This window comes from Duganella lactea (genome assembly GCF_009857505.1).
In the GTDB taxonomy this organism is placed as follows: domain Bacteria; phylum Pseudomonadota; class Gammaproteobacteria; order Burkholderiales; family Burkholderiaceae_D; genus Rugamonas; species Rugamonas lactea.
In genome coordinates this window covers 31,518-50,707 of the sequence record NZ_WWCP01000041.1, presented here as the reverse complement: position 1 = coordinate 50,707, position 19,190 = coordinate 31,518, and the positions used below count along the sequence as shown (strand labels likewise).

General features: G+C 61.3%; 19 protein-coding genes. 12 read left to right on the top strand and 7 right to left on the bottom strand.

Features of this window, described 5'->3' with window-relative positions:
• Nucleotides 1-443 precede the first annotated feature (443 nt).
• From GTP44_RS23390 to GTP44_RS23380, 3 genes are all read left to right on the top strand, one after another.
• Nucleotides 444-1,754 carry a sensor histidine kinase gene (locus GTP44_RS23390; RefSeq protein ID WP_161021292.1) on the top strand — a complete coding sequence of 437 codons (1,311 nt, stop codon included), beginning with the start codon at nucleotides 444-446 and terminating at the stop codon, nucleotides 1,752-1,754.
• Nucleotides 1,755-1,832: 78 nt separating this feature from the next.
• Entirely contained in the window at nucleotides 1,833-2,603 is a 771-nt protein-coding gene (locus GTP44_RS23385; protein ID WP_160991900.1) for a LytR/AlgR family response regulator transcription factor, read from the top strand.
• A 69-nt stretch (nucleotides 2,604-2,672) separates the two neighbouring features.
• A complete protein-coding gene (locus tag GTP44_RS23380) occupies nucleotides 2,673-3,827 on the top strand; it encodes a PAS domain-containing sensor histidine kinase (RefSeq protein WP_161021291.1) in 1,155 nt (384 codons plus the stop codon).
• On the opposite strand, the gene GTP44_RS23375 is transcribed toward GTP44_RS23380, so the two are convergent.
• From GTP44_RS23375 to GTP44_RS23365, 3 genes are all read right to left on the bottom strand, one after another.
• Entirely contained in the window at nucleotides 3,824-4,909 is a 1,086-nt protein-coding gene (locus tag GTP44_RS23375) for a porin (RefSeq protein WP_371867306.1), read from the bottom strand. The genes GTP44_RS23380 and GTP44_RS23375 overlap by 4 nt on opposite strands.
• A 147-nt stretch (nucleotides 4,910-5,056) precedes the next feature.
• Entirely contained in the window at nucleotides 5,057-5,710 is a 654-nt protein-coding gene (locus GTP44_RS23370) for a class I SAM-dependent methyltransferase (RefSeq protein WP_160991898.1), read from the bottom strand.
• Between the two features lie 14 nt (nucleotides 5,711-5,724).
• Nucleotides 5,725-6,666, bottom strand: a complete 942-nt coding sequence (locus GTP44_RS23365) for a CysB family HTH-type transcriptional regulator (RefSeq protein ID WP_160991897.1) — start codon at nucleotides 6,664-6,666, stop codon at nucleotides 5,725-5,727.
• Between the two features lie 153 nt (nucleotides 6,667-6,819).
• Here GTP44_RS23365 and GTP44_RS23360 point away from each other — a divergent pair, with 153 nt between their 5' ends.
• Genes GTP44_RS23360 through GTP44_RS23325 form a run of 8 tightly spaced genes read left to right on the top strand, consistent with a single transcriptional unit; the run spans nucleotide 6,820 to nucleotide 14,418 of the window.
• A complete protein-coding gene (locus GTP44_RS23360) occupies nucleotides 6,820-8,526 on the top strand; it encodes a nitrite/sulfite reductase (protein WP_161021290.1) in 1,707 nt (568 codons plus the stop codon).
• Complete coding sequence (locus GTP44_RS23355) at nucleotides 8,513-9,097, top strand: DUF934 domain-containing protein (RefSeq protein WP_202412885.1); 585 nt, start codon at nucleotides 8,513-8,515, stop codon at nucleotides 9,095-9,097. The genes GTP44_RS23360 and GTP44_RS23355 overlap by 14 nt, the downstream gene beginning before the upstream one ends.
• Nucleotides 9,098-9,121: 24 nt before the next feature.
• The gene (locus GTP44_RS23350; RefSeq protein ID WP_161021289.1) at nucleotides 9,122-9,838 is read left to right on the top strand and encodes a phosphoadenylyl-sulfate reductase; all 717 of its coding nucleotides are present in this window, start codon (nucleotides 9,122-9,124) and stop codon (nucleotides 9,836-9,838) included.
• 10 nt (nucleotides 9,839-9,848) lie between these two features.
• Nucleotides 9,849-10,778, top strand: coding sequence for a sulfate adenylyltransferase subunit CysD (cysD, locus tag GTP44_RS23345; RefSeq protein WP_161021288.1), 930 nt, complete (start codon nucleotides 9,849-9,851; stop codon nucleotides 10,776-10,778).
• Nucleotides 10,778-12,070, top strand: coding sequence for a sulfate adenylyltransferase subunit 1 (locus GTP44_RS23340; protein WP_160991892.1), 1,293 nt, complete (start codon nucleotides 10,778-10,780; stop codon nucleotides 12,068-12,070). Before cysD ends, GTP44_RS23340 begins: the two co-directional genes overlap by 1 nt.
• 56 nt (nucleotides 12,071-12,126) lie before the next feature.
• On the top strand, nucleotides 12,127-12,888 hold the full coding sequence (gene cobA, locus GTP44_RS23335) for a uroporphyrinogen-III C-methyltransferase (RefSeq protein WP_160991891.1): 762 nt from the start codon (nucleotides 12,127-12,129) through the stop codon (nucleotides 12,886-12,888).
• A 49-nt stretch (nucleotides 12,889-12,937) separates the two neighbouring features.
• Nucleotides 12,938-13,651, top strand: coding sequence for a hypothetical protein (locus GTP44_RS23330; RefSeq protein ID WP_160991890.1), 714 nt, complete (start codon nucleotides 12,938-12,940; stop codon nucleotides 13,649-13,651).
• A complete protein-coding gene (locus GTP44_RS23325; protein ID WP_160991889.1) occupies nucleotides 13,651-14,418 on the top strand; it encodes a glutaminyl-peptide cyclotransferase in 768 nt (255 codons plus the stop codon). Before GTP44_RS23330 ends, GTP44_RS23325 begins: the two co-directional genes overlap by 1 nt.
• Nucleotide 14,419: 1 nt before the next feature.
• On the opposite strand, the gene GTP44_RS23320 is transcribed toward GTP44_RS23325, so the two are convergent.
• From GTP44_RS23320 to lptF, 3 genes are read right to left on the bottom strand one after another with little or no spacing between them, the layout of a single operon-like run.
• Nucleotides 14,420-14,791, bottom strand: a complete 372-nt coding sequence (locus GTP44_RS23320) for a sirohydrochlorin chelatase (protein ID WP_161021287.1) — start codon at nucleotides 14,789-14,791, stop codon at nucleotides 14,420-14,422.
• A 28-nt stretch (nucleotides 14,792-14,819) separates the two neighbouring features.
• Nucleotides 14,820-15,989: an LPS export ABC transporter permease LptG gene (gene lptG, locus GTP44_RS23315; RefSeq protein WP_161021286.1), complete on the bottom strand. Its 1,170-nt coding sequence runs from the start codon at nucleotides 15,987-15,989 to the stop codon at nucleotides 14,820-14,822.
• On the bottom strand, nucleotides 15,986-17,095 hold the full coding sequence (lptF, locus tag GTP44_RS23310) for an LPS export ABC transporter permease LptF (RefSeq protein ID WP_229256585.1): 1,110 nt from the start codon (nucleotides 17,093-17,095) through the stop codon (nucleotides 15,986-15,988). Before lptF ends, lptG begins: the two co-directional genes overlap by 4 nt.
• A 115-nt stretch (nucleotides 17,096-17,210) precedes the next feature.
• Between lptF and GTP44_RS23305 the strand changes: the two genes are divergently transcribed.
• Nucleotides 17,211-18,707, top strand: coding sequence for a leucyl aminopeptidase (locus GTP44_RS23305; protein WP_161021285.1), 1,497 nt, complete (start codon nucleotides 17,211-17,213; stop codon nucleotides 18,705-18,707).
• Here the strand turns inward: GTP44_RS23305 and GTP44_RS23300 are convergent, their stop codons facing one another.
• Nucleotides 18,708-19,148, bottom strand: a complete 441-nt coding sequence (locus GTP44_RS23300) for a hypothetical protein (RefSeq protein ID WP_202412884.1) — start codon at nucleotides 19,146-19,148, stop codon at nucleotides 18,708-18,710.
• Nucleotides 19,149-19,190 lie beyond the last annotated feature (42 nt).

The window sequence follows — 19,190 nt, the reverse complement described above, 5'->3', positions numbered from 1 at the left end:
ATCAAACTCTTTAGTTTAATCTCTGTTTGTGACCACTGCTGGTCACTGGTTCGCTCTTCTCAAAAATACTGACAGTATTTCTACTGAATATTTCTTTGTTGAGCATTTAATGCTTTTTGTTGCAGCACCAAACGCCCACATTTATCGACTGTAAATTTTTAAAGATCTGTTACTGCTTGCTGCGAAGCGTTTTGTTCGTCAGCGAAGAAGGAAGAGTATGAAGCGTTTGCAGCATTTCGTCAACCTTCTTTTTTTCTCGCTTCACTCTGCATTTACATGCTGTGTCTTGCGAGGGACCGAACTATAGCAAGCCAAACCGGCTTTGGCAAGCGATTCCTTTTACATCGCAGTCTGGTCGCCAAATTTTGCAGACTGTCGCAATCGCATGGCGTACCTGGGCGGCGCTGGTTACACTTGCATCATGTTAAGAGTGAAAGCCGTTCATGTTTCCTACGCCTAAAGTGCAAGACACCCTGAAGACCGTCGGCAGCCTGCTGCACAACGGCTTTGATGCCATCGTCACCTGGGTTACCCAGCTGTCGTGGTGGAAGTTCCTGGTGTTTGCCCTCCTGATGCTGGCCGCCGGCTCGATTCTGCAAGATGAACTTTTCTCTGGTAATCCGATCCAGGAGCAGGTCGAGCACGACCGCACGAACAAGCGCAAAGGCAACGATACCAATATCCGCATCGACGACAGCGGCATTCACTTCAGCCAGCGCGGCAAGATCCGCAATAAGAATACCGAGGAGAACGGCCAGGCAGCGCCAGCGACCGAACCGGAAGCGCCGGAAGCACCTGAGGCGCCGGCCGCGCCGGCAACTCCTGCCGCGCCCGCCAAGCCGGGAAAATCCAGCGCCGCCTCCGTGCCAGCCCTGCCCTCATTGCCGGGCGAAGAAGTCCACATCGAACTGCCGCCGCAGATCGGCGAGGAATTGTCCAACGCCATTGAGGAAGCCGTCGACGACGCCGCTGAACAGAAAGTGGCCCGCTACCACGGCCAGGCCTCGACCTGGTTCAAGAGCTTCGTCATGCTGCTGGTGCTGGCACTGTTCGGCACCAAGTTCCTGATGGGCAGTAAAAAACGCGCCGAAGCCGAGACCCAGTCCGCCAACGCCGCCGCCGAACGCGAATCCATGCAGCGCCAGCTCAGCGAAGCAAAGATGCAGATGATGCAGGCGCAAGTCGAGCCGCACTTCCTGTTCAACACGCTCGCCTCGGTCGAGCACCTGATCGAAACCGACCCGCCGCGCGCCTCGGCCATGCAGCACAGCCTGATCAAATACCTGCGCGCGGTCTTGCCGCAGATGCGCGACAGTTCGCTGTTCACCAACCTCGGCCGCGAGGCCGATATGGTCGAAGCCTATCTCAACCTGCTGAAAATGCGCATGGAAGAGCGCCTGAACATCGAGTTTGATGTGCCGGAAGGGCTGCGCACCGCCGCCTTCCCCCCAATGATGCTGCAATCGATGGTGGAAAACGCCATCAAGCACGGCCTCGAAGCCAAGCCCGAGGGCGGCACGCTGAAAGTGCGCGCCGACGTCGCCCACAACAAACTGCGCGTGATCGTCTCCGACACCGGCCTCGGCTTTGGCGCCAAGCCGAGCAACGGCACCGGCCTGGGCCTGTCCAACATCCGCGAGCGGTTGAAACTGCTGCATGGCGAACAGGGGCAATTGCTGATCACCGCCAACAGCCCGAGCGGCGTGATCTGCACCATCGAGGTCCCCTACCAGCTGGCAAAAAAAACCAGTTGATTGCTTATCGATTGCTTACTGATTGCTTATTCAGGCAATTCGTTGAATAATAATTTAAACAACCTTACACACCGCACCATGCCTACAGCAATCATTGCAGATGACGAACGTTTAATGCGCGACCAATTGCGCATGCGCCTGGGCCAGGTCTGGCCCGAGCTGGAGATTATCGGCGAAGCCAAGAACGGCGACGAGGCCATCGAACTGGTCGACCAGCTCAAGCCGGACTTTACCTTCCTGGATATCCGCATGCCGGGCAAGACCGGCATGGAGGCGGCCAGCGTGATCGGCAACAAGAGCAATATCGTGTTCGTCACCGCCTACGATGCCTACGCGGTCGAAGCCTTCGAGCGCGGCGCCGTCGACTATGTGCTGAAACCGCCGGAGCTGGAGCGTCTGCAGATCACCGTCGACCGTCTCAAAGGCCGGCTGGACAAGCCGGCCAGCGCCGCCCCGGACATCAGCTCGACCGTGACCGCCATGCTGGCCCAGTTGACCGAGAAGATCGCCACGCCCAAGCCGGCCCACCTGCAGTGGATACAGGCCAGCATTGGCCAGGACCTGCGCATGATTCCGGTGGAGGAAATTCTGTTCTTCCGTTCCGACGAAAAGTACACCTGCGTGCAGACCGAGAAATACGAGGCGCTGATCCGCAAGCCGGTGCGCGACCTGGCCGAGGAACTGGACCCGGCACTGTTCTGGCAGATCCACCGCGCCACGCTGGTCAACGTCAACGCCATCGAAGGCGTGACGCGCGACATCCGCGGCCGCCACCTGGTGATGATCAAGGGCCGTTCCGACAAGCTGGAGGTCAGCCGCAGCTTCCTGCATCTGTTCAAGCAGATGTAAATCAACGCATCTCATCGGTTTCCGGTTTAGCGTGACTCCTCACGGCCCTTCGGCCGCATGGAGTCACATATGGGCCGCCTCAGCACCTCCCTGCTGGTTCTGTCGGCGCTGGCACTGACCAGCCGCCTGTCCTGGCGCCTGGGCTGGTCATGCGCGCGCAGCGCCGACGCCGCCAAACACAGCCGCGGCATCATTCAGCACGCCACCGACGCCATCATTTCCACCGACGAGCACCAGCGCATTCTGCAGGTCAATCCATCCGCCGCCGCCATGTTCGCCACCACGGTGCAGGCGATGCGCGGCGCGCCGCTGCACCGCTATATCCCGCGCGACCAGCGCCGGCACCCCGGCAACGGCGCCACCCAATATTTCGGCAACACCGGCATCCGCATGCGCATGAAGGGCCGGCGCACCAGCGACTACGCGGTGACCGGCCTGAAGGCCAGCGGCCTGCATTTCCCACTGGAAGGGACGATTTCCTCGCTGAGCGAAGGCGACAGCCGGATCTACACCATCATCCTGCGCGACATCACCGAGCGCAAGCAGGTACAGGAGCAGCTGGAACAGTCCTATTCGCAGCTGCGCGAACTGTCGGCCGCGCTACAGACCATCCGCGAGGAAGAGCGCAAGCACATCGCCCGCGAACTGCATGACGATCTCGGTCAACTGCTGGCCACGCTGCGCGGCGACCTGGCCTTGCTGCAACGACAAGGCGGCAACAGCGCCGCCGCGCGCAAGCTGCAAGCCGGCATGGATGAACTACTGATGTCGGCGATCACGTCGCTGCGGCGCATCGCCGGCAATCTGCGGCCGCGCGCGCTGGATGAGGGCGGCTTGTATTTCGCGCTGGAGAGCCTGCGCCAGGAGTTCGTTCAGCGCAACAACATCGGTTGCACGCTGGACGCCAATGAAGAGGATTTGATACTCGACGATGCCTACAGCACAGCCATCTTCCGCATCGTGCAGGAAGCGCTGACCAACATCGCCCGCCACGCCGAAGCCGGCAAAGTGGCGCTATCGCTGTACCGCAAGGACGCTACGCTGCACGTCACGATTCACGACGACGGTCGCGGCATCGCCGAACAGGACATGGACAAGGCATCGTCCTTCGGCCTGATCGGGATGCGCGAACGCGTCTGGGCATTGCATGGCGATATCGCCATCGTCAGCGACGGCGGCACGCGGATCATGATCCGCCTGCCGCTGCCGCCGCCGGATACTTAGAAGGCGTGACGGATGCCGACGTTGAAGGCCTTGTCGCCGCTACCAGCTTCGTTGTTGTTACCCACGGTGTAGCCGGCGCCGTTCTTGTTCTTGATCTTGGCGTAGCTGACGTAGGCGCCGGTGCGCTTCGACAGCGAGTACAGGTAGCCCAGCGCGAACTGGTTGGCGTCCTGGTTGTTGACGGTCTTGTCCTCCTTGCGGATGTACGAGGTCATGAAGTAGCCGTTGCCCGCCGGGATTTGCGCGCCGATCAGGATATCGTTGCTGTCGGTGCTGGCTTTAGGCGCCACCGCGAAGCCGTAGGCGTTGGCCACCGGGATCTGGGCGCTGTTCACGCCCTTGTCGGCGCTGTACGCGAAGTAAGCCTTGATGACTTTGAAGTCATAGTTGACAGCGAACATGGTGTTGCGGCCGGTGTCCTGGATTTTAGCCGGGGTGGTGCCGACGGCGGCGGTGTCGTTGTTCTTGTTGTTGTACACCAGGCGCGCGTTCAGCGGGCCTTCGGCGTAGTTCAGGCCGAAGCCGAACTGACGGCCGGCGGTGGCGCTGCCGGCTTGCTCGCCCAGCGCGTACAGGGCTTCAGCGCTGAAGCCGCCCGCGGTTGGGGTGGTGTACACGATGGCGTTGCTGACGCGGGTGTTGGCGCCAGCCGACGGGAACAGATTCTTGATCGAACCAGCGTAGCCGGCGCCGAACGGGTCGGCGACCTGGCTTTGCGCGTTGTACAGCATGGTGTACTGGCGGCCGATGGTCAGCTGGCCGGCGTCCTTGGATTTCAGGCCAACAAACGCCTGGCGGTTGAAGATCGTGTTGGCGCTGTCCAGCGAGCCGTCGTCGGCTTTGAAGCCGGTTTCCATCTGGAAGATGGCCGACAGGCCGTTGCCCAGATCTTCCGTGCCGCGGAAGCCCAGACGCGACTGGCCGCCGATACCGCTGGTGACTTTGGTCACGGAGCCATTAACGCCGCCGCGCTCGCTCACCAGACCGGCATCGACCAGGCCGTAGATGGTGACGTTCGATTGCGCTTGGGCTTGTGCTGCGAAGCCGCCGATGAGCAGTGCTGCCAGAGTAAGTTTTTTCACTTGATGTTCTCTACTTTAGGTTGAAGAAAGGTGCGTTGAATCCACGGCGGGAATCATGCCTATCAATTACTTCAACAATGTGACAACGCTAACCTGTTGTAATTTCGCATCAAGATAAAAAAAGCCGCTCAAGGCGGCTTTGTGGTCTTACTTCAGCTTGCAACTGAGCAAGTAGTAGTACTCCAGCCGCTCGATGCGGAACTGCTTCGCGTGGTTGGTGAAGCGTTTGCGCAGCGTGCTGTCGGTCAGGTAGTTCTTCAGGATTTCATAGCGCTGGCCGTCGTCGGCGGTCAGGATCTGGTAAGTGTTGCCTTCCGCATCGGTGCGGGCGATGACGGTCGAATTGCCATCGACATACGATTCGTCCAGCAGCACCAGCAGCACATCCTTACCCAGCTTGGCGCGCAGCATCTTCAGGAACTTTTCGTACTGCTCGCGCGGCAGGTGCGCCCACAAGCCGGCGGCGAACACGGCGGTGTACCGCCCTTCCAGGCCGTCCGGCAGGTTGAAGGCGTCCATCTGTTCAAAGGTGACGACGTCCTCGTCCAGGCCACGGGTTTGCGCCAGGTCCAGCATTTCCTGCGAAATATCGGTGGCGTGCACCGACGCCGCCACTTCCGCGATCAGATCGGTCCAGTAGGCGGTGCCGCAGGCCAGTTCCAGCACCTGGTGGTCCTGGAACAGCTCGGCGATCATTTCTTGCAAATCGTCCAGATCGTCAAAGCGCTCTTCCTGAGCGTAGACCTGGTCATAGTTGTCCGCGTTGACGGCGTAATATTGTGTCAACTGGTTGGTAATCATGTTGATGCTTTCTTTTATAGTTCGTAGTTGTCTTTTTCACCGCTCATGGCCTGTTCGATCAACTTGCGGTTGAGCGTGGGCGCCAGCAGTTCAATAAAGGTGTAAATATAGCTGCGCAGATAGGCGCCCTGCTTGACCGCCACCCGCGACACGTTCATGCCGAACAGGTGGCCCACCGGGATGGCGCGCAGGTTCTTGTCGCGCTCGGCGTCGAAGGCCATGCCCGCTATGATACCAATCCCCATGCCCAACTCCACATACGTCTTGATGACGTCGGCGTCGATGGCCTCCAGCAGCACGTCCAGCTTCAGGCCGCGCAGCGAGAAGGCGTGGTCGATCTTGCTGCGGCCGGCAAAGGCGCCATCATACGTGATGATCGGGAAAGCCGCGATCTCTTCCAGCGTCGGCTGCTTGCTGCGCAGCAACGGATGATCGGGCGGCACCACCACCACGTGTTCCCATTGATAGCATGGCAAAGTGACAAGCCCGGTCACGCCGGCGATCGACTCGGTGGCGATGCACAGGTCGGCCTGGTCGCGCTGCACCATCTCGGCGATCTGCTGCGGATTGCCTTGCAGCAAAGATAATCTTACTTTTGGGAACTTCACCATGAAGGCCTGCACCACCTTGGGCAAGGTGTAGCGCGCCTGCGTATGCGTGGTGGCGATGGTAAAGCTGCCGCTGTCCTGCGCCGCGTATTCCTTGCCGATGCGCTTCAGGCTGTCGATCTCCTGCATAATCAGCTCAACCGATTGCAGCACCAGCCGCCCCGGCTCGGTCAGGCCGCGGATACGCTTGCCGTGACGGGTGAAGATGTCGACCCCCAGCTCTTCTTCCAGTTCGATAATCGCTTTCGACACGCCCGGCTGCGAGGTGAACAGCGCCTTGGCGGCATCGGTCAAATTATAATTCTGGCGTACCGCCTCGCGCACAAAGCGCAATTGATGAAGGTTCATTGCAAGTCCTGGCCCATCTTAAAATTATTTGCGTCCATGCTTATGCCCAATCCTTATATAAGCAAATAAAGACTAAGTAGTTTGGAATAAAGACGAAGTTTATTACTATTAGCGCTAGTTTGGGGAATCAGCGACTATCCAGGAAGAATATTCATGTATCAATACGACCAGTATGACCACCTCATCGTCCGTGAGCGCATCGCCCAGTACCGCGACCAGGTACGCCGCCGCCTCGCCGATGAGCTGACCGAAGCCGAATTCCTGCCGTTGCGCCTGCAAAACGGCCTGTACATGCAACGGCACGCCTACATGCTGCGCATCGCCGTGCCCTACGGCCTGTTGGCAAGCAAGCAAATGCGCATGTTCGCGCACATCGCCCGCAAGTATGACCGCGGCTATGGCCACTTCACCACCCGTCAAAACATCCAGTTTAACTGGGTTGAGCTGGAACAGACCCCGGATATCCTGACCGACCTGGCCTCGGTGGAAATGCACGCCATCCAGACGTCGGGCAACTGCATCCGCAACACCACCTCCGATCCGTTCGCCGGCGTGGCCGCCGACGAGATCATCGATCCGCGTCCCTACGCCGAGGTGCTGCGCCAGTGGTCGACCTTCCACCCGGAATTCATCGCCCTGCCGCGCAAATTCAAGGTGGCCATCAACGGCGCCGTCGAAGACCGCGCGGCGATCGCCATCCATGACATCGGCCTGACCGTGGTGCGCAACGACGCCGGCGAAATCGGCTTCAAGTTCATGGCCGGCGGCGGCATGGGCCGCACGCCGATCATCGGCAGCGTGATCCGCGAATTCCTGCCCTGGCAGCACCTGCTGACCTACACCGAAGCCGTGATGCGCGTGTATAACCAGCACGGCCGCCGCGACAACAAGTACAAGGCACGCATCAAGATTCTGCTGAAAGCCCTGGGCGTGGAAGAATTCACCCGCCAGGTGGAAGCGGAATGGGTCGACCTGAAAGACGGTCCTGAAACGCTGACCACCGAAGAGATGCAGCGCATCATCGACTACTTCCAGCCGCCGGCCTACAAACAGCTGGAAGACTCGGACGTGGTGGCAGCGGCATCGGCTCAAACCGCGGGCAACAAGGCCTTCGCCAACTGGATCAACCGCAACGTCAAGCCGCACAAGGTGCCGGGCTACGCGGCCGTGGTGCTGTCGCTGAAGAAGACCGGCGTGCCGCCGGGCGACGCCACCGCCGAACAGATGGACTTCATGGCCGATCTGGCGGACCGCTACAGCTTCGGCGAACTGCGCGTCACGCATGAACAGAACATCATCCTGGCCGACGTTGAACAGTCGCAGTTGTTCGCGCTGTGGCAGGAAGCCAAGGCGCACGGCCTGGCGACGCCGAACATCGGCCTGCTGACCGACATCATCTGCTGCCCCGGCGGCGACTTCTGCTCGCTGGCGAATGCCAAGTCGATCCCGATCGCCGCCGCGATCACCGAACGCTTCGACAACCTGGACTACCAGCACGACATCGGCGAGATCGAACTGAATATCTCCGGCTGCATTAACGCCTGCGGCCACCACCACGTCGGCAACATCGGCGTGCTCGGGGTGGATAAAGACGGCAGCGAATGGTATCAAGTGTCGATCGGTGGCGCGCAAGGCAACAAGGCCGCCATCGGCAAGATCATCGGCCCGTCGTTCTCCGCGCTGCAAATGCCGGAAGTGGTCGACCGCCTGCTGCAAGTCTATCTGCGCGATCGTTTTGAGGGCGAATCGTTTGCCGAATGCGTCGCGCGCATCGGTGTCGCCCCGTTCAAGGAATTTGTGTACGCCACGCCGATCGCTGAAAAAGGCGGCCGCCTGGTTGGAGAGGATGAATATGTCTAAGCATTTGATTATCAAGGGCCATGAAGTGGTGGAAGACGATTGGCAGGTGCTGCGTCTGGCCGAACCGGTCGAAGGCGCGCCCGCGCACGATCCCGCCACCGTGGCCGTCCCCGAAGGCAAATTCATCGTACCGCTGAATCTGTGGCTGGCGCAGCGCGACGTGCTGGCGGCACGCACCGCCGCCGGCGAAATCGCCGTGTGGATCGCCCCCGACGAACGTCCGGAAGCGCTGAAAGGCCTGCTGGAGCAGTTCCCGCTGATCGCCGTCGACTTCCCGAAATTCACCGACGGCCGCGGTTACTCGATCGCCTACAACCTGCGCACGCGCCTGGGCTGGACCGGCGAACTGCGCGCCATCGGCGACGTGCTGCGCGACCAGCTGTTCTCGATGCGGCGCGTGGGCTTTGACGCCTACGCGGTGCGCGCCGACCGCGATGTGCACGACGCGCTGAAAGGCCTGTCCGATTTCTCCGAAACCTATCAGGCGTCGGTAGACCAGAAGGTGCCGCTGTTCCGCCGTCACGCGCGCCCCGCGCCCGCCGCGGTCAACAACGACGGCGCCGGCATTTGATTGGAGCGGCACATGAGTGACCTGATGAGTGACGCAAGTAAGCTGATTGCGGACACGCGCGCCACGCTGTCCCGCATCGCCAGCGACTTTACCCCGGCCGTCTTCGCCTCCTCGCTGGCGGCGGAAGACATGGTGCTGACCGACCTGATTCTGAAGGGCGGTTACGATATCGGCATCTTCTCGCTGGAAACCGGCCGTCTGCACCAGCAGACGCTGGCCATGCTGGACAAGGTAAAAGCCCACTACGGCTACGACATCGCCGTCTTCAAGCCGCAGCAAGCGGCGGTGGACGCCTACGTCGCGCAGCATGGCTTGAATGCTTTCTACGACAGTGTCGAGATGCGCAAGGAGTGCTGCCGCATCCGCAAGGTGGAGCCGCTGGGACGCGCGCTGCTGGGCAAGAAGGCCTGGGTCACCGGCCAGCGCCGCGCGCAAGCGGCCACCCGCGGTTCGCTGATGGTGGAGGAAGACGATGCGGCGCACTTGATGACCAAGTTTAATCCGCTGGCCGATTGGTCCGAGGAAGACGTCTGGAACTACCTCCGCGACAACGGCGTACCTTACAATGCATTGCATGACCAGGGCTATCCATCGATCGGCTGCGAACCGTGCACCCGTGCCATCGAGCCAGGTGAGGATGTCCGCGCCGGCCGCTGGTGGTGGGAGAATCCGGAATCGAAAGAGTGCGGCCTCCACGTCGTCGACGGCAAACTGATACGCATTAAATCTGTAGCAGCTTGAAAGAATACAAATGAACGCTCTAGTAGAAAACAACGTGCACGTGAATTCGCGCCACCTCGACGCTTTGGAGTCCGAAGCGATCCACATCATGCGCGAAGTGGCCGCCGAATGCAGCAACCCCGCCCTGCTGTTCTCCGGCGGTAAAGACTCGGTGGTGCTGCTGCGTATCGCCGAGAAGGCTTTCCGCCCTGGCAAATTCCCGTTCCCGCTGGTGCACGTCGACACCGGCCACAACTTCCCGGAAGTGATCACCTTCCGCGACAAGCGCGTGGCCGAACTGGGCGAGCGCCTGATCATCGGCTCGGTCGAAGACTCGATCAAAAAGGGCACCGTGCGTCTGCGCAATCCGCAGACCGATTCGCGCAACGCCGCGCAGGCGGTGACGCTGCTCGAAACCATCGCCGAACATGGCTTCGACGCCTGCATCGGCGGCGCCCGCCGCGACGAAGAGAAAGCCCGCGCCAAGGAGCGCATCTTCTCCTTCCGCGACGAATTCGGCCAATGGGACCCGAAATCGCAGCGCCCGGAACTGTGGGACCTGTATAACACCCGCGTCCATCCGGGCGAGAACATGCGTGTGTTCCCGATCTCGAATTGGACCGAGCTGGATGTGTGGCAGTACATCGCCCGCGAAAAACTGGAACTGCCGCCGATCTACTTCGCCCACGAGCGCGAAGTCATTCCGCGCAATGGCCTGCTGGTGCCGCTGACCGATCTGACGCCGCCGCGCGAAGGCGAGACCGTGCAAAAGCAAGTGGTGCGCTTCCGTACCGTCGGCGATATCTCCTGCACCTGCCCGGTGTCGTCGGACGCGGCCACCGTGGAGCAGATCATCGCCGAAACGGCGGTCACGCAAGTGACGGAACGCGGCGCCACCCGCATGGACGACCAGACGTCCGAAGCGTCGATGGAAAAACGTAAAAAAGCAGGATACTTCTAATGACCAAGAACACCAACGAACAAAGCCTGCTGCGCTTCATCACCGCCGGCTCCGTCGACGACGGCAAATCCACCCTGATCGGCCGTCTGCTGTTCGACAGCAAAGGCATCTTCGCCGACCAGCTGGACGCCATGTCCCGCTCCAAGCACAAACGCACCGTGGGCGACACGGTCGACCTGTCGCTGCTGACCGACGGCCTGGAAGCGGAACGTGAACAAGGCATCACCATCGACGTGGCTTACCGCTACTTCGCCACGCCGAAGCGCAAGTTCATCATCGCCGACACGCCGGGCCACGAGCAGTACACCCGCAACATGGTCACCGGCGCCTCCACCGCCGATGCGGTCATCATTCTGGTGGATGTGTCGAAAGTGAAGCTGCGCGAGGATGGCGGCGTCGATCTGCTGATCCAGACCAAGCGCCACTCGACCATCGCCCACCTGCTGCAGATCGAGCATGTGATCGTGGCGGTCAACAAGATGGACCTGGTGGACTACAACCAGGATATCTATAACCGCATCGTCAAGGCCTACGGCGAGTTCGCCGAGACGCTGGGCCTGAAGGACATCACGCCAATCCCGCTGTCCGCCCTGACCGGCGACAACGTGGTGGAAAAGAGCGAGAAACTGGGCTGGTATCAGGGCCCGACGCTGATCGAGCTGCTGGAATCGCTGTCGGTGTACGAGGAATCGCACAACGCGCCGTTCCGCTTCCCGGTGCAGCTGGTGGCGCGCCACAACGGCCACGAAGCCAACGACTTCCGCGGCTACATGGGCCGCATTGAGGCCGGCAAGGTGTCGGTCGGCGACAAGCTGGTGGTGCAGCCATCCGGCCAGGCGGCCACGGTCAAGGACATCGTTACGCTGGAAGGTTCGCACCAGTCGGCGGTGGTGGGGCAGTCGATCACGCTGCTGCTGGACGAGTATCTGGACATCTCGCGCGGTGATCTGCTGGCCAGCGCCGCGCAGCCAGCCACGCAGCTGAAGCAGCTGAAGGCGGATGTCTGCTGGATGTCGGACGAGCCGCTGGACGTGCGCCGCAAGTACTGGATCAAGCACGGCACCAGGCAGACCTCGGCCAAGGTGAAGGCGATCGAGTCTCTGCTGGACATCAACACCCAGCAGCGCCACAGTGCCGAAGGACTGAAGCTGAACGACATCGCCACCATCGAACTGGCCGTGCAGCAGCCGCTGGCCGCCGACGCCTACAGCGACATCCGCGCCACCGGCGCCTTCATCCTGATCGATGAAGTCACCCACCAGACCGTCGCGGCCGGGATGATTCGCCTGTAACCCATCCAACGTCATTCCGGCGCAGGCCGGAATGACGGCATCAAAGCTAACATCTCATGGCATCTCCCGGAAAAGTGTATTTGATCGGCGCCGGCCCCGGCGCGCAGGACCTCATCACCCTGCGCGGCGCGCGCCTGTTGGCGCAAGCCGACGTCGTACTCTACGACGCGCTGGTCACGCCGGAGATGCTGCAACTATGCCCGCAGGCGGAAAAAGTCCTGGCCGGGAAACGCAGCGGCCAGCGCTCGCTGGCCCAGCAAATCATCAACGAAATGCTGGTGGACTACGCGCACAAGGCGCAACTGGTGGTGCGCCTGAAGGGCGGCGACCCGATGATGTTCGGCCGCGCCGACGAAGAGCTGCGCGCGCTCGAAGCGGCCGGCATCGACGTCGAAATCGTCCCCGGCATCACCACCGCGCTGGCGGCGGCGGCGGCCACCAGGCAACCGCTGACCAAGCGCGGCATCGCCCGCAGCGTGGCCTTCTTCACCTCCTCCACCGCGCCCGAACACTCGGACCACGACGCCATTCCGGAAACCGACACGCTGGTCCAGTACATGGGCGGCCGCGAAGCCATCGCCACCGCCGAGCGCCTGCTGGCCCACGGCCACGCGCCGGACAAGCCGGTGGTGGTCATCGAAAACGTCAGCCGCGCCGACCAGCGGATCCACCGCATGACCATCGCCGACCTGACGCAAGGCCTCGGCACGCCGCAAGGCCCGGTGCTGGTAATGATCGGTGAAGCGATGCGCCCGCGCCCCCAGCAGCATGTCGATACCGCGATTAGCAACACAATCGCCGCCCAACTCCGCGCCTGACTTCCGGTTTTCGGTATTAGAATGTCCATTCCTATCACAAGAGGATGTAATGGACACTGTTCAACGACTGGAAAGCGCCTGGAACGCCCACTCCGCCGGCGAGTTTGAGCCCGCGCTGCAGGAATATATCGCGCTGTTCGACGCCACCGGCAAAGATCCGGAAACCGCTTCGCTGCGGCTGTCCTACGTGCTGGCCGCGTGGGCCAGGCTGGCGGAAGAATATGTGCCGGCGCGCCGCGCGCTGGTCGAAGAGCGCGACCGCCTGGCCGCGCAACTACCCTCCGCGCCCGACGCGTTCCACGATGTCCGCATCATCAACGACAAGCTGGGCGACTTGCAAAACACTTATCATTTGTTCGAGCGCCTGCCGGACGCGCAGGCGCGCCAGCATGCGCGCGAGGCGCTGCCGTCGGTGATGGCCTGCGGCGACTACGCGCTGGCGCGGCGCTTCCTGCCGCATCCCGAACAGCATCTGGCGCAGGCCGCGGCACAGCTGAATGAACTGAAGAGCCATATCAATGTGCTCACCACCGAAGGCATGGCGGAACTGCTGGCCGATGTATTCAACTACACCACCGAAGTCGCATTGGTACTGGACTTGCTGAACGGCTGCGGCGATACTGCTGCGGCGGAGCGTGCGCGCCAGCAGGCCATCGACCTGGTGCAAGCGCCCGAGGCCCGCGCTTGTGTGCAAGCGGAGCTGGATACGCCCGGCACCACGCTGGACGCCATGGTTGAACTACAAAATTCGGTAACTGCATAGTGAACAAGATTTACGCTCAAGCCCTGCTCCTCGCCACCTTGCTGCCGGTGGTCGCATCGGCCACCGTGCCGACCTACGACTTCAAGGTGGTGCACAGCTATCCACACGATCCGCAGGCCTTCACGCAAGGCCTGCTGTATCGCGATGGGTTCCTGTATGAGAGCACGGGCCTGAACGGCAAGTCATCGATCCGCAAAGTGGATCTGGCCACCGGCAAGGTGCTGCAAAGCCAGAACATCCCGCCGCAGTATTTCGGCGAAGGCATGACGGCATCAGGCGATACGCTGGTCAGCATCACCTGGCAAAGCCAGACCGGCTTCGTGTTCGACCTGAAGACCTTTGAAATGAAAAGCCAGTTCGCCTATCCCGGCGAAGGCTGGGGCCTGGCCAGCAACGGCAAGGAGCTGGTTCTCAGCGACGGCAGCGCCACGCTGCGCTTCCTTGATCCAGCCACCTTCCTTGAGGTGCGCCGCGTGAAGGTGACGGCCGACGGCATCGCCGTCGACCAGCTCAATGAACTGGAAGTGGTGGAAGGCGAAATCTTCGCCAATATCTGGCACACCAACACCATCGCCCGCATCGACCAGCGCACCGGCAAGATCACCGGCTGGATCGACTTCGGCAAGCTCTATCCGGACGCCGGCAAGGGCCCGAACGGCGAAAACGTCATGAACGGCATCGCCTACGACGCCGAGAAAAAGCGCCTGTTCGTCACAGGCAAACTCTGGCCGAAAATCTACGAAGTCAAAATCGTTCCGCGAAAATAGCTTACGCCAGCGCGGCCACGCAATAGTCGGACAGCGCCTTCAGCACCGCCTCGTTCTCGCCGGCCGCCTCCACCACCTTGATGGCGGCCTGCGGGTAAGCGACGCGCAGTTCGTCCACCATCAGCGGCAGGTCGCGCAGCACATGACCGCCCTGCCCCAGGAAGACCGGCACCACGGTGATGTCGACAATGCTGTCGGCCACCAGCGCCGACACCACCTCCGGCAGGCGTGGCGTCATCAGTTCCAGGAAGGCCAGCTGCACGCGCACCTCCGGCTGGCGCGCCTGCGTCAGGTCGCGCAAGCGCTCAAATGGCGCCGCCCAGGATGCGGATCGTGCGCCGTGCGCAAATAAAATCAGTGCTCGCTTAGTCATCTCTATTACTCATCTCTATTACTCATCTCTAATGTCGCTCCACCCACCACAAGGCGCCTATTGCCAGCACCATAAATAAAAGACTCGGCGCGATCGCTGTCAACATCGCCGGCCAGGTGCTCAGCAGCCCCAGATGCGAGAACAGCGTATTCACCAACAGGAAACTGACACCCAGCATAATGCCGAGGAAGATCTTCAGGCTGACACCACCGCTGCGCGTGTGCAGATAGCCGAACGGCAGCGCCAGCGCCATCAGCACGAAGATCGCCAGCGGATCGAACAGCTTTTTCCAGAACGCGATCTTGAAGCGCTCCGTCTCCTGCTTGTTCTCGATCAGGTGGCGCGTGTACACCGCCAACTCCACCGCCGACATGCGCTCCGGGTCGGAACGCGATACCGACAGAATGCGCGGCGTAATCTCCGACAGCAGATCCTTGGTGGCGCTGATGCGGGTTTCGATCATGCTGGACTCCAGCGCGTAGTTGTTGGCCAGGTTAGCCTGACTACCCGGCTTGAGCAGCTCCGGATTGCTGAAGATATTTTCCGTCACATCCCGCAGCAGCCATTTGTTCTGCCCCTGGAAGGTCGCGCTCTTGGCCTGCGTGATGGACCGCAGGCGGAAGCTGTTATCGAATTCGTACAGCTTCACATCCTTCAGCGTGCTGTCCGGCAGGACCTCCTTCACGTTGAAGAAGCGCGAGCCGATCACGGTGCCGGTCATGCCCTCGGACTTGACGATATCCTTGGTCCACAGGCCGGAGCGAAATTCGGTGGAGATGGTCGTGCCGCGCGACGTCAGCTTGAATTTTTCCGCCAGCGGCGCGGTGCGCGGCACCACCAGTTCGCCGACCAGGAAGGTGATAATCACCAGCACCACACCGATCCTGGCCAGCATGCCCGCCACCATCCCGGTCGACATGCTCGACGCGCGCATGATGGTGAACTCCGATGTCGCCGCAAACTGCGCCATGGTGTAAATGGTGCCGATCAGCGCCGCCAGCGGCATCACCTCATACACGTGGCCGGGCAACTGCAGCAGCACGTACAGGAACGCGAACTGCACGCCGGCGCCACTCTGGCTCACCTTCGGCAGTTCGCCGGTCAGGTCCATGAAGGCTTGCAGCGCCAGGAACGCCACCAGCACAAAGGCGACAGCTTGCAGTATCGAGACCGCGAAATAGCGTTGCAGTATTTTCATGACGAGACAACTTTCTTGCCCGCGCCATGGCGCGAACGTTTATACGCGGCCAGCAGCGCCAGCGGATGGTACGGGTGGTTCAGGTACAGGCGCCAGGCAAACAGCGCAAACACGATCAGCGCGGCGGCCAGATGCAGCGGCCACCAGGCCACGCCGAACGCCATGCCCCCTTGCCGCACACTGGTCTCCAGCAACTTGACGAAGTTGTTATAGCTGAAGAAGATCAGCAGCGCGATGATCAAGTTGGCCGAACTGCCGGCGCGCGGATTGACGAAGCCCAGCGGAATCGCCAGCAACAGCAGCACCAGGCAGGTGAGCGGCGATGACAGGCGCCACAACAGCTCCGCGCGGGCGCCATAGCTGCTGTCCTTGAACAGCTGCATGGTGGGGATGGAATCGGTGTCCTTGTCGCCCTCCAGATCCTGCGTCTGACTGGTGACGCGCATGCTGTAGCTTTCGAACTCCATGGTCTGAAAATCCGCCTGGCCCGGCGTGCCCTGGTAGCGACGACCGTTCTTCAGCACCAGATAACGCTCGCCCTTTGGCCCGTTGTTGATCACGCCTTCGCGCGCGACGATGAGGGCGGTGCCGCGTTCATCGACGGTATTGACGAACACATTCTGCACCACCGCCGTCTTGCCGGCCACGCCCTCGACAAAGAAGATGCGGTTGGCCGATGCCGATTCCTTGAACTGGCCCGGCGAGACCTTCTGCAAGTCCTCGCGTTTTTCGAAGCGTTCGACATATTCGGCGCTTTTCTGCTTGGCCCATGGCGTGGCGACGAAACTCAGCAAACCGGTGATGAGCACCAACGGCAGGCCGAAAGTCAGCACCGGCACGATCCATCTGGTCAGCGACAGGCCGGAGGCGAACCACACCACCATCTCGGAATCGCGATAGGTCCGGGTGACCACCATCAGCACAGAAATAAAGCTGGTGAGGATCAGGATAGTTGGCAGATAATTCAGCGTCGCGAAGATGATGAGCGCGATAACGTCGCTGGACGCCACCTTGCCGCCGGCGGCTTTGCCGAGGACCGCGATCAGGGTCCAGGTCACGCAGATACTGAACAGCACCGTGAAAGAGGCGCCGGCCGTATTGGCCATTTCACGTCGTAGGGCGCGTTGAAAGATCATTGAAGATTATAATTCGCTAGTTTGGCTCATATAGACACTATACGGGACCACAAGTTTTAAGTACGTACACGACACGGAGAATCAAATGGACTTTAGCATAAAAGCATTCGACACAAAAAACACCATCGCAACGGCCAAAGCCGGCGTCGTCGCCGTCGCGGTCTTCGAAAACAAAAAGCTGTCGCAGGCTGCCAAGGCGCTGGACGGCGCCGGTGAAATCACGGCCGCGCTCAAGTCCGGCGACATCACCGGCAAGGCCGGCACCACGCTGCTGCTGCGCGGCGTCAAAGGCGCCGGCGCCGAGCGCGTGCTGCTGGTTGGCCTGGGCAGCGACGATGCCGTCAGCGAGAAAAGCTTTGCCGGCGGCGTGGCTGCGGCGCTGAAAGTGTTCTCCACCCTGGGCGCGAGCGACGCTATTATCGCATTGCCGATGACCGAAGTGAAAGAGCGTGACGTCAATTGGGCGATCCGCTGCGTGGTGCAGAGCGCCCACGAGTCGGCATTCCGCACCGATGGCCAAAAGAGCAAGAAAGATCCGGCACCCGCCGGTGTCAAGAAAGTCGCGCTGGCGGTGCCAAATACCGCCGCCACCAAACTGGCGCTGGCGCAAGCCGTGGCCATCGCCAACGGCATGGACCTGACCAAGGAACTGGGCAACACCTCGGCCAACGTCTGCACCCCGACCCACCTGGCCAACGTGGCCAAAAAACTGGGCAAGGACTACAAGTTCGACGTCGAAGTGCTGGACCGCAAACAACTGGAAGCGCTGAAGATGAACAGCTTCCTGTCGGTCACCAACGGCAGCGAGCAGCCGCCGAAATTCATCATCATCAAGCACATAGGCGGCAAAGCCAAAGACGCGCCGGTGGTGCTGGTCGGTAAAGGCATCACCTTCGACACCGGCGGCATTTCGCTGAAGCCAGGTCCTGGCATGGATGAGATGAAGTACGACATGGGCGGCGCCGCCTCGGTGCTGGGCACCTTCCGCGCCATCGGTGAAATGAATCTGAAGCTGAACGTGATCGGCGTGATCGCCTCGTGCGAGAACATGCCTTCCGGCCGCGCCACCAAGCCGGGCGACATCGTCACCTCGATGAACGGCCTGACCATCGAAATCCTCAACACCGACGCCGAAGGCCGCCTGGTGCTGTGCGACGCGCTGACCTACGCCGAGCGTTTCAACCCGGCCGCAGTGATCGACATCGCCACGCTGACCGGCGCCTGCATCGTCGCCCTGGGCCACCACAAGAGCGGCCTGTTCACCCGCGACGACGACGCCCACAACAAACTGGCCGACGAGATCATGGCCGCCGGCAAAGCCGCCAGCGACACCGCATGGCGCCTGCCGATCGGCGAGGAGTACAACGAGCAACTGAAGTCCAACTTCGCCGACCTGGCCAATATCGGCACCCCGGGCGGCGCCTCGTGCACCGCCGCCGCGTTCCTGGAAAACTTCACCCGCAAGTACACCTGGGCGCATCTGGACATCGCCGGCACCGCGTGGAAATCGGGCGGTGCCAAAGGCGCCACCGGCCGTCCGGTGCCGCTGCTGTCGAACTTCCTGATTAACCGCGCCAACTAATCAGAACAGGGTCACCCCGGCAGCCGGCGGTGGCCCATCTTCCTTTGGCTGGGCCGGACGCATGACCACCGTCAGCACGTCCGGATAGTCATAGCCGGCGCCGGTATTGCGGTCCACATAGACGCCGACACCGGCGGTCAACACCAGATTTCCCCAAATATTGGCGTCCGCCCTGGACTCCACCTTTTCGTAAGCCCAGGCCTTGCCGGACTTCTCGCAATCGATGCGCAGCGGGCCCGCGCTTTTGCGCAGCGTGATGCGTGCCGGCGTGGTGACAAACCATTTGCCCATGTCGTTATACAGCACGCAGCCCACACCCGCGATCTCGCGGTGATCGAGCACGGTCTGCACCAACACGTTTTGATCGGTGGATTCAGTCAGGGACGCGCAGCCTGCCAGCGAGGCAAGCAGCGCAACCGCTGCAGCGGGGCGGAGATACATGGTCTGTCTCTGGAATAAAGATACAGACGAGTGTACCAGCCC

What these genes read in the sequence shown, in the direction of transcription:
- GTP44_RS23390 (WP_161021292.1), top strand. Translation starts at nt 444, where the DNA reads ATGTTTCCTACGCCTAAAGTGCAAGACACCCTGAAGACCGTCGGCAGC.
- GTP44_RS23385 (WP_160991900.1), top strand. Translation starts at nt 1,833, where the DNA reads ATGCCTACAGCAATCATTGCAGATGACGAACGTTTAATGCGCGACCAA.
- GTP44_RS23380 (WP_161021291.1), top strand. Translation starts at nt 2,673, where the DNA reads ATGGGCCGCCTCAGCACCTCCCTGCTGGTTCTGTCGGCGCTGGCACTG.
- GTP44_RS23370 (WP_160991898.1), bottom strand. Translation starts at nt 5,710, where the DNA reads ATGATTACCAACCAGTTGACACAATATTACGCCGTCAACGCGGACAAC.
- GTP44_RS23365 (WP_160991897.1), bottom strand. Translation starts at nt 6,666, where the DNA reads ATGAACCTTCATCAATTGCGCTTTGTGCGCGAGGCGGTACGCCAGAAT.
- GTP44_RS23360 (WP_161021290.1), top strand. Translation starts at nt 6,820, where the DNA reads ATGTATCAATACGACCAGTATGACCACCTCATCGTCCGTGAGCGCATC.
- GTP44_RS23355 (WP_202412885.1), top strand. Translation starts at nt 8,513, where the DNA reads ATGAATATGTCTAAGCATTTGATTATCAAGGGCCATGAAGTGGTGGAA.
- GTP44_RS23350 (WP_161021289.1), top strand. Translation starts at nt 9,122, where the DNA reads ATGAGTGACGCAAGTAAGCTGATTGCGGACACGCGCGCCACGCTGTCC.
- cysD (WP_161021288.1), top strand. Translation starts at nt 9,849, where the DNA reads ATGAACGCTCTAGTAGAAAACAACGTGCACGTGAATTCGCGCCACCTC.
- GTP44_RS23340 (WP_160991892.1), top strand. Translation starts at nt 10,778, where the DNA reads ATGACCAAGAACACCAACGAACAAAGCCTGCTGCGCTTCATCACCGCC.
- cobA (WP_160991891.1), top strand. Translation starts at nt 12,127, where the DNA reads ATGGCATCTCCCGGAAAAGTGTATTTGATCGGCGCCGGCCCCGGCGCG.
- GTP44_RS23330 (WP_160991890.1), top strand. Translation starts at nt 12,938, where the DNA reads ATGGACACTGTTCAACGACTGGAAAGCGCCTGGAACGCCCACTCCGCC.
- GTP44_RS23320 (WP_161021287.1), bottom strand. Translation starts at nt 14,791, where the DNA reads ATGACTAAGCGAGCACTGATTTTATTTGCGCACGGCGCACGATCCGCA.
- lptG (WP_161021286.1), bottom strand. Translation starts at nt 15,989, where the DNA reads ATGAAAATACTGCAACGCTATTTCGCGGTCTCGATACTGCAAGCTGTC.
- lptF (WP_229256585.1), bottom strand. Translation starts at nt 17,095, where the DNA reads ATGGCCAATACGGCCGGCGCCTCTTTCACGGTGCTGTTCAGTATCTGC.
- GTP44_RS23305 (WP_161021285.1), top strand. Translation starts at nt 17,211, where the DNA reads ATGGACTTTAGCATAAAAGCATTCGACACAAAAAACACCATCGCAACG.
- GTP44_RS23300 (WP_202412884.1), bottom strand. Translation starts at nt 19,148, where the DNA reads ATGTATCTCCGCCCCGCTGCAGCGGTTGCGCTGCTTGCCTCGCTGGCA.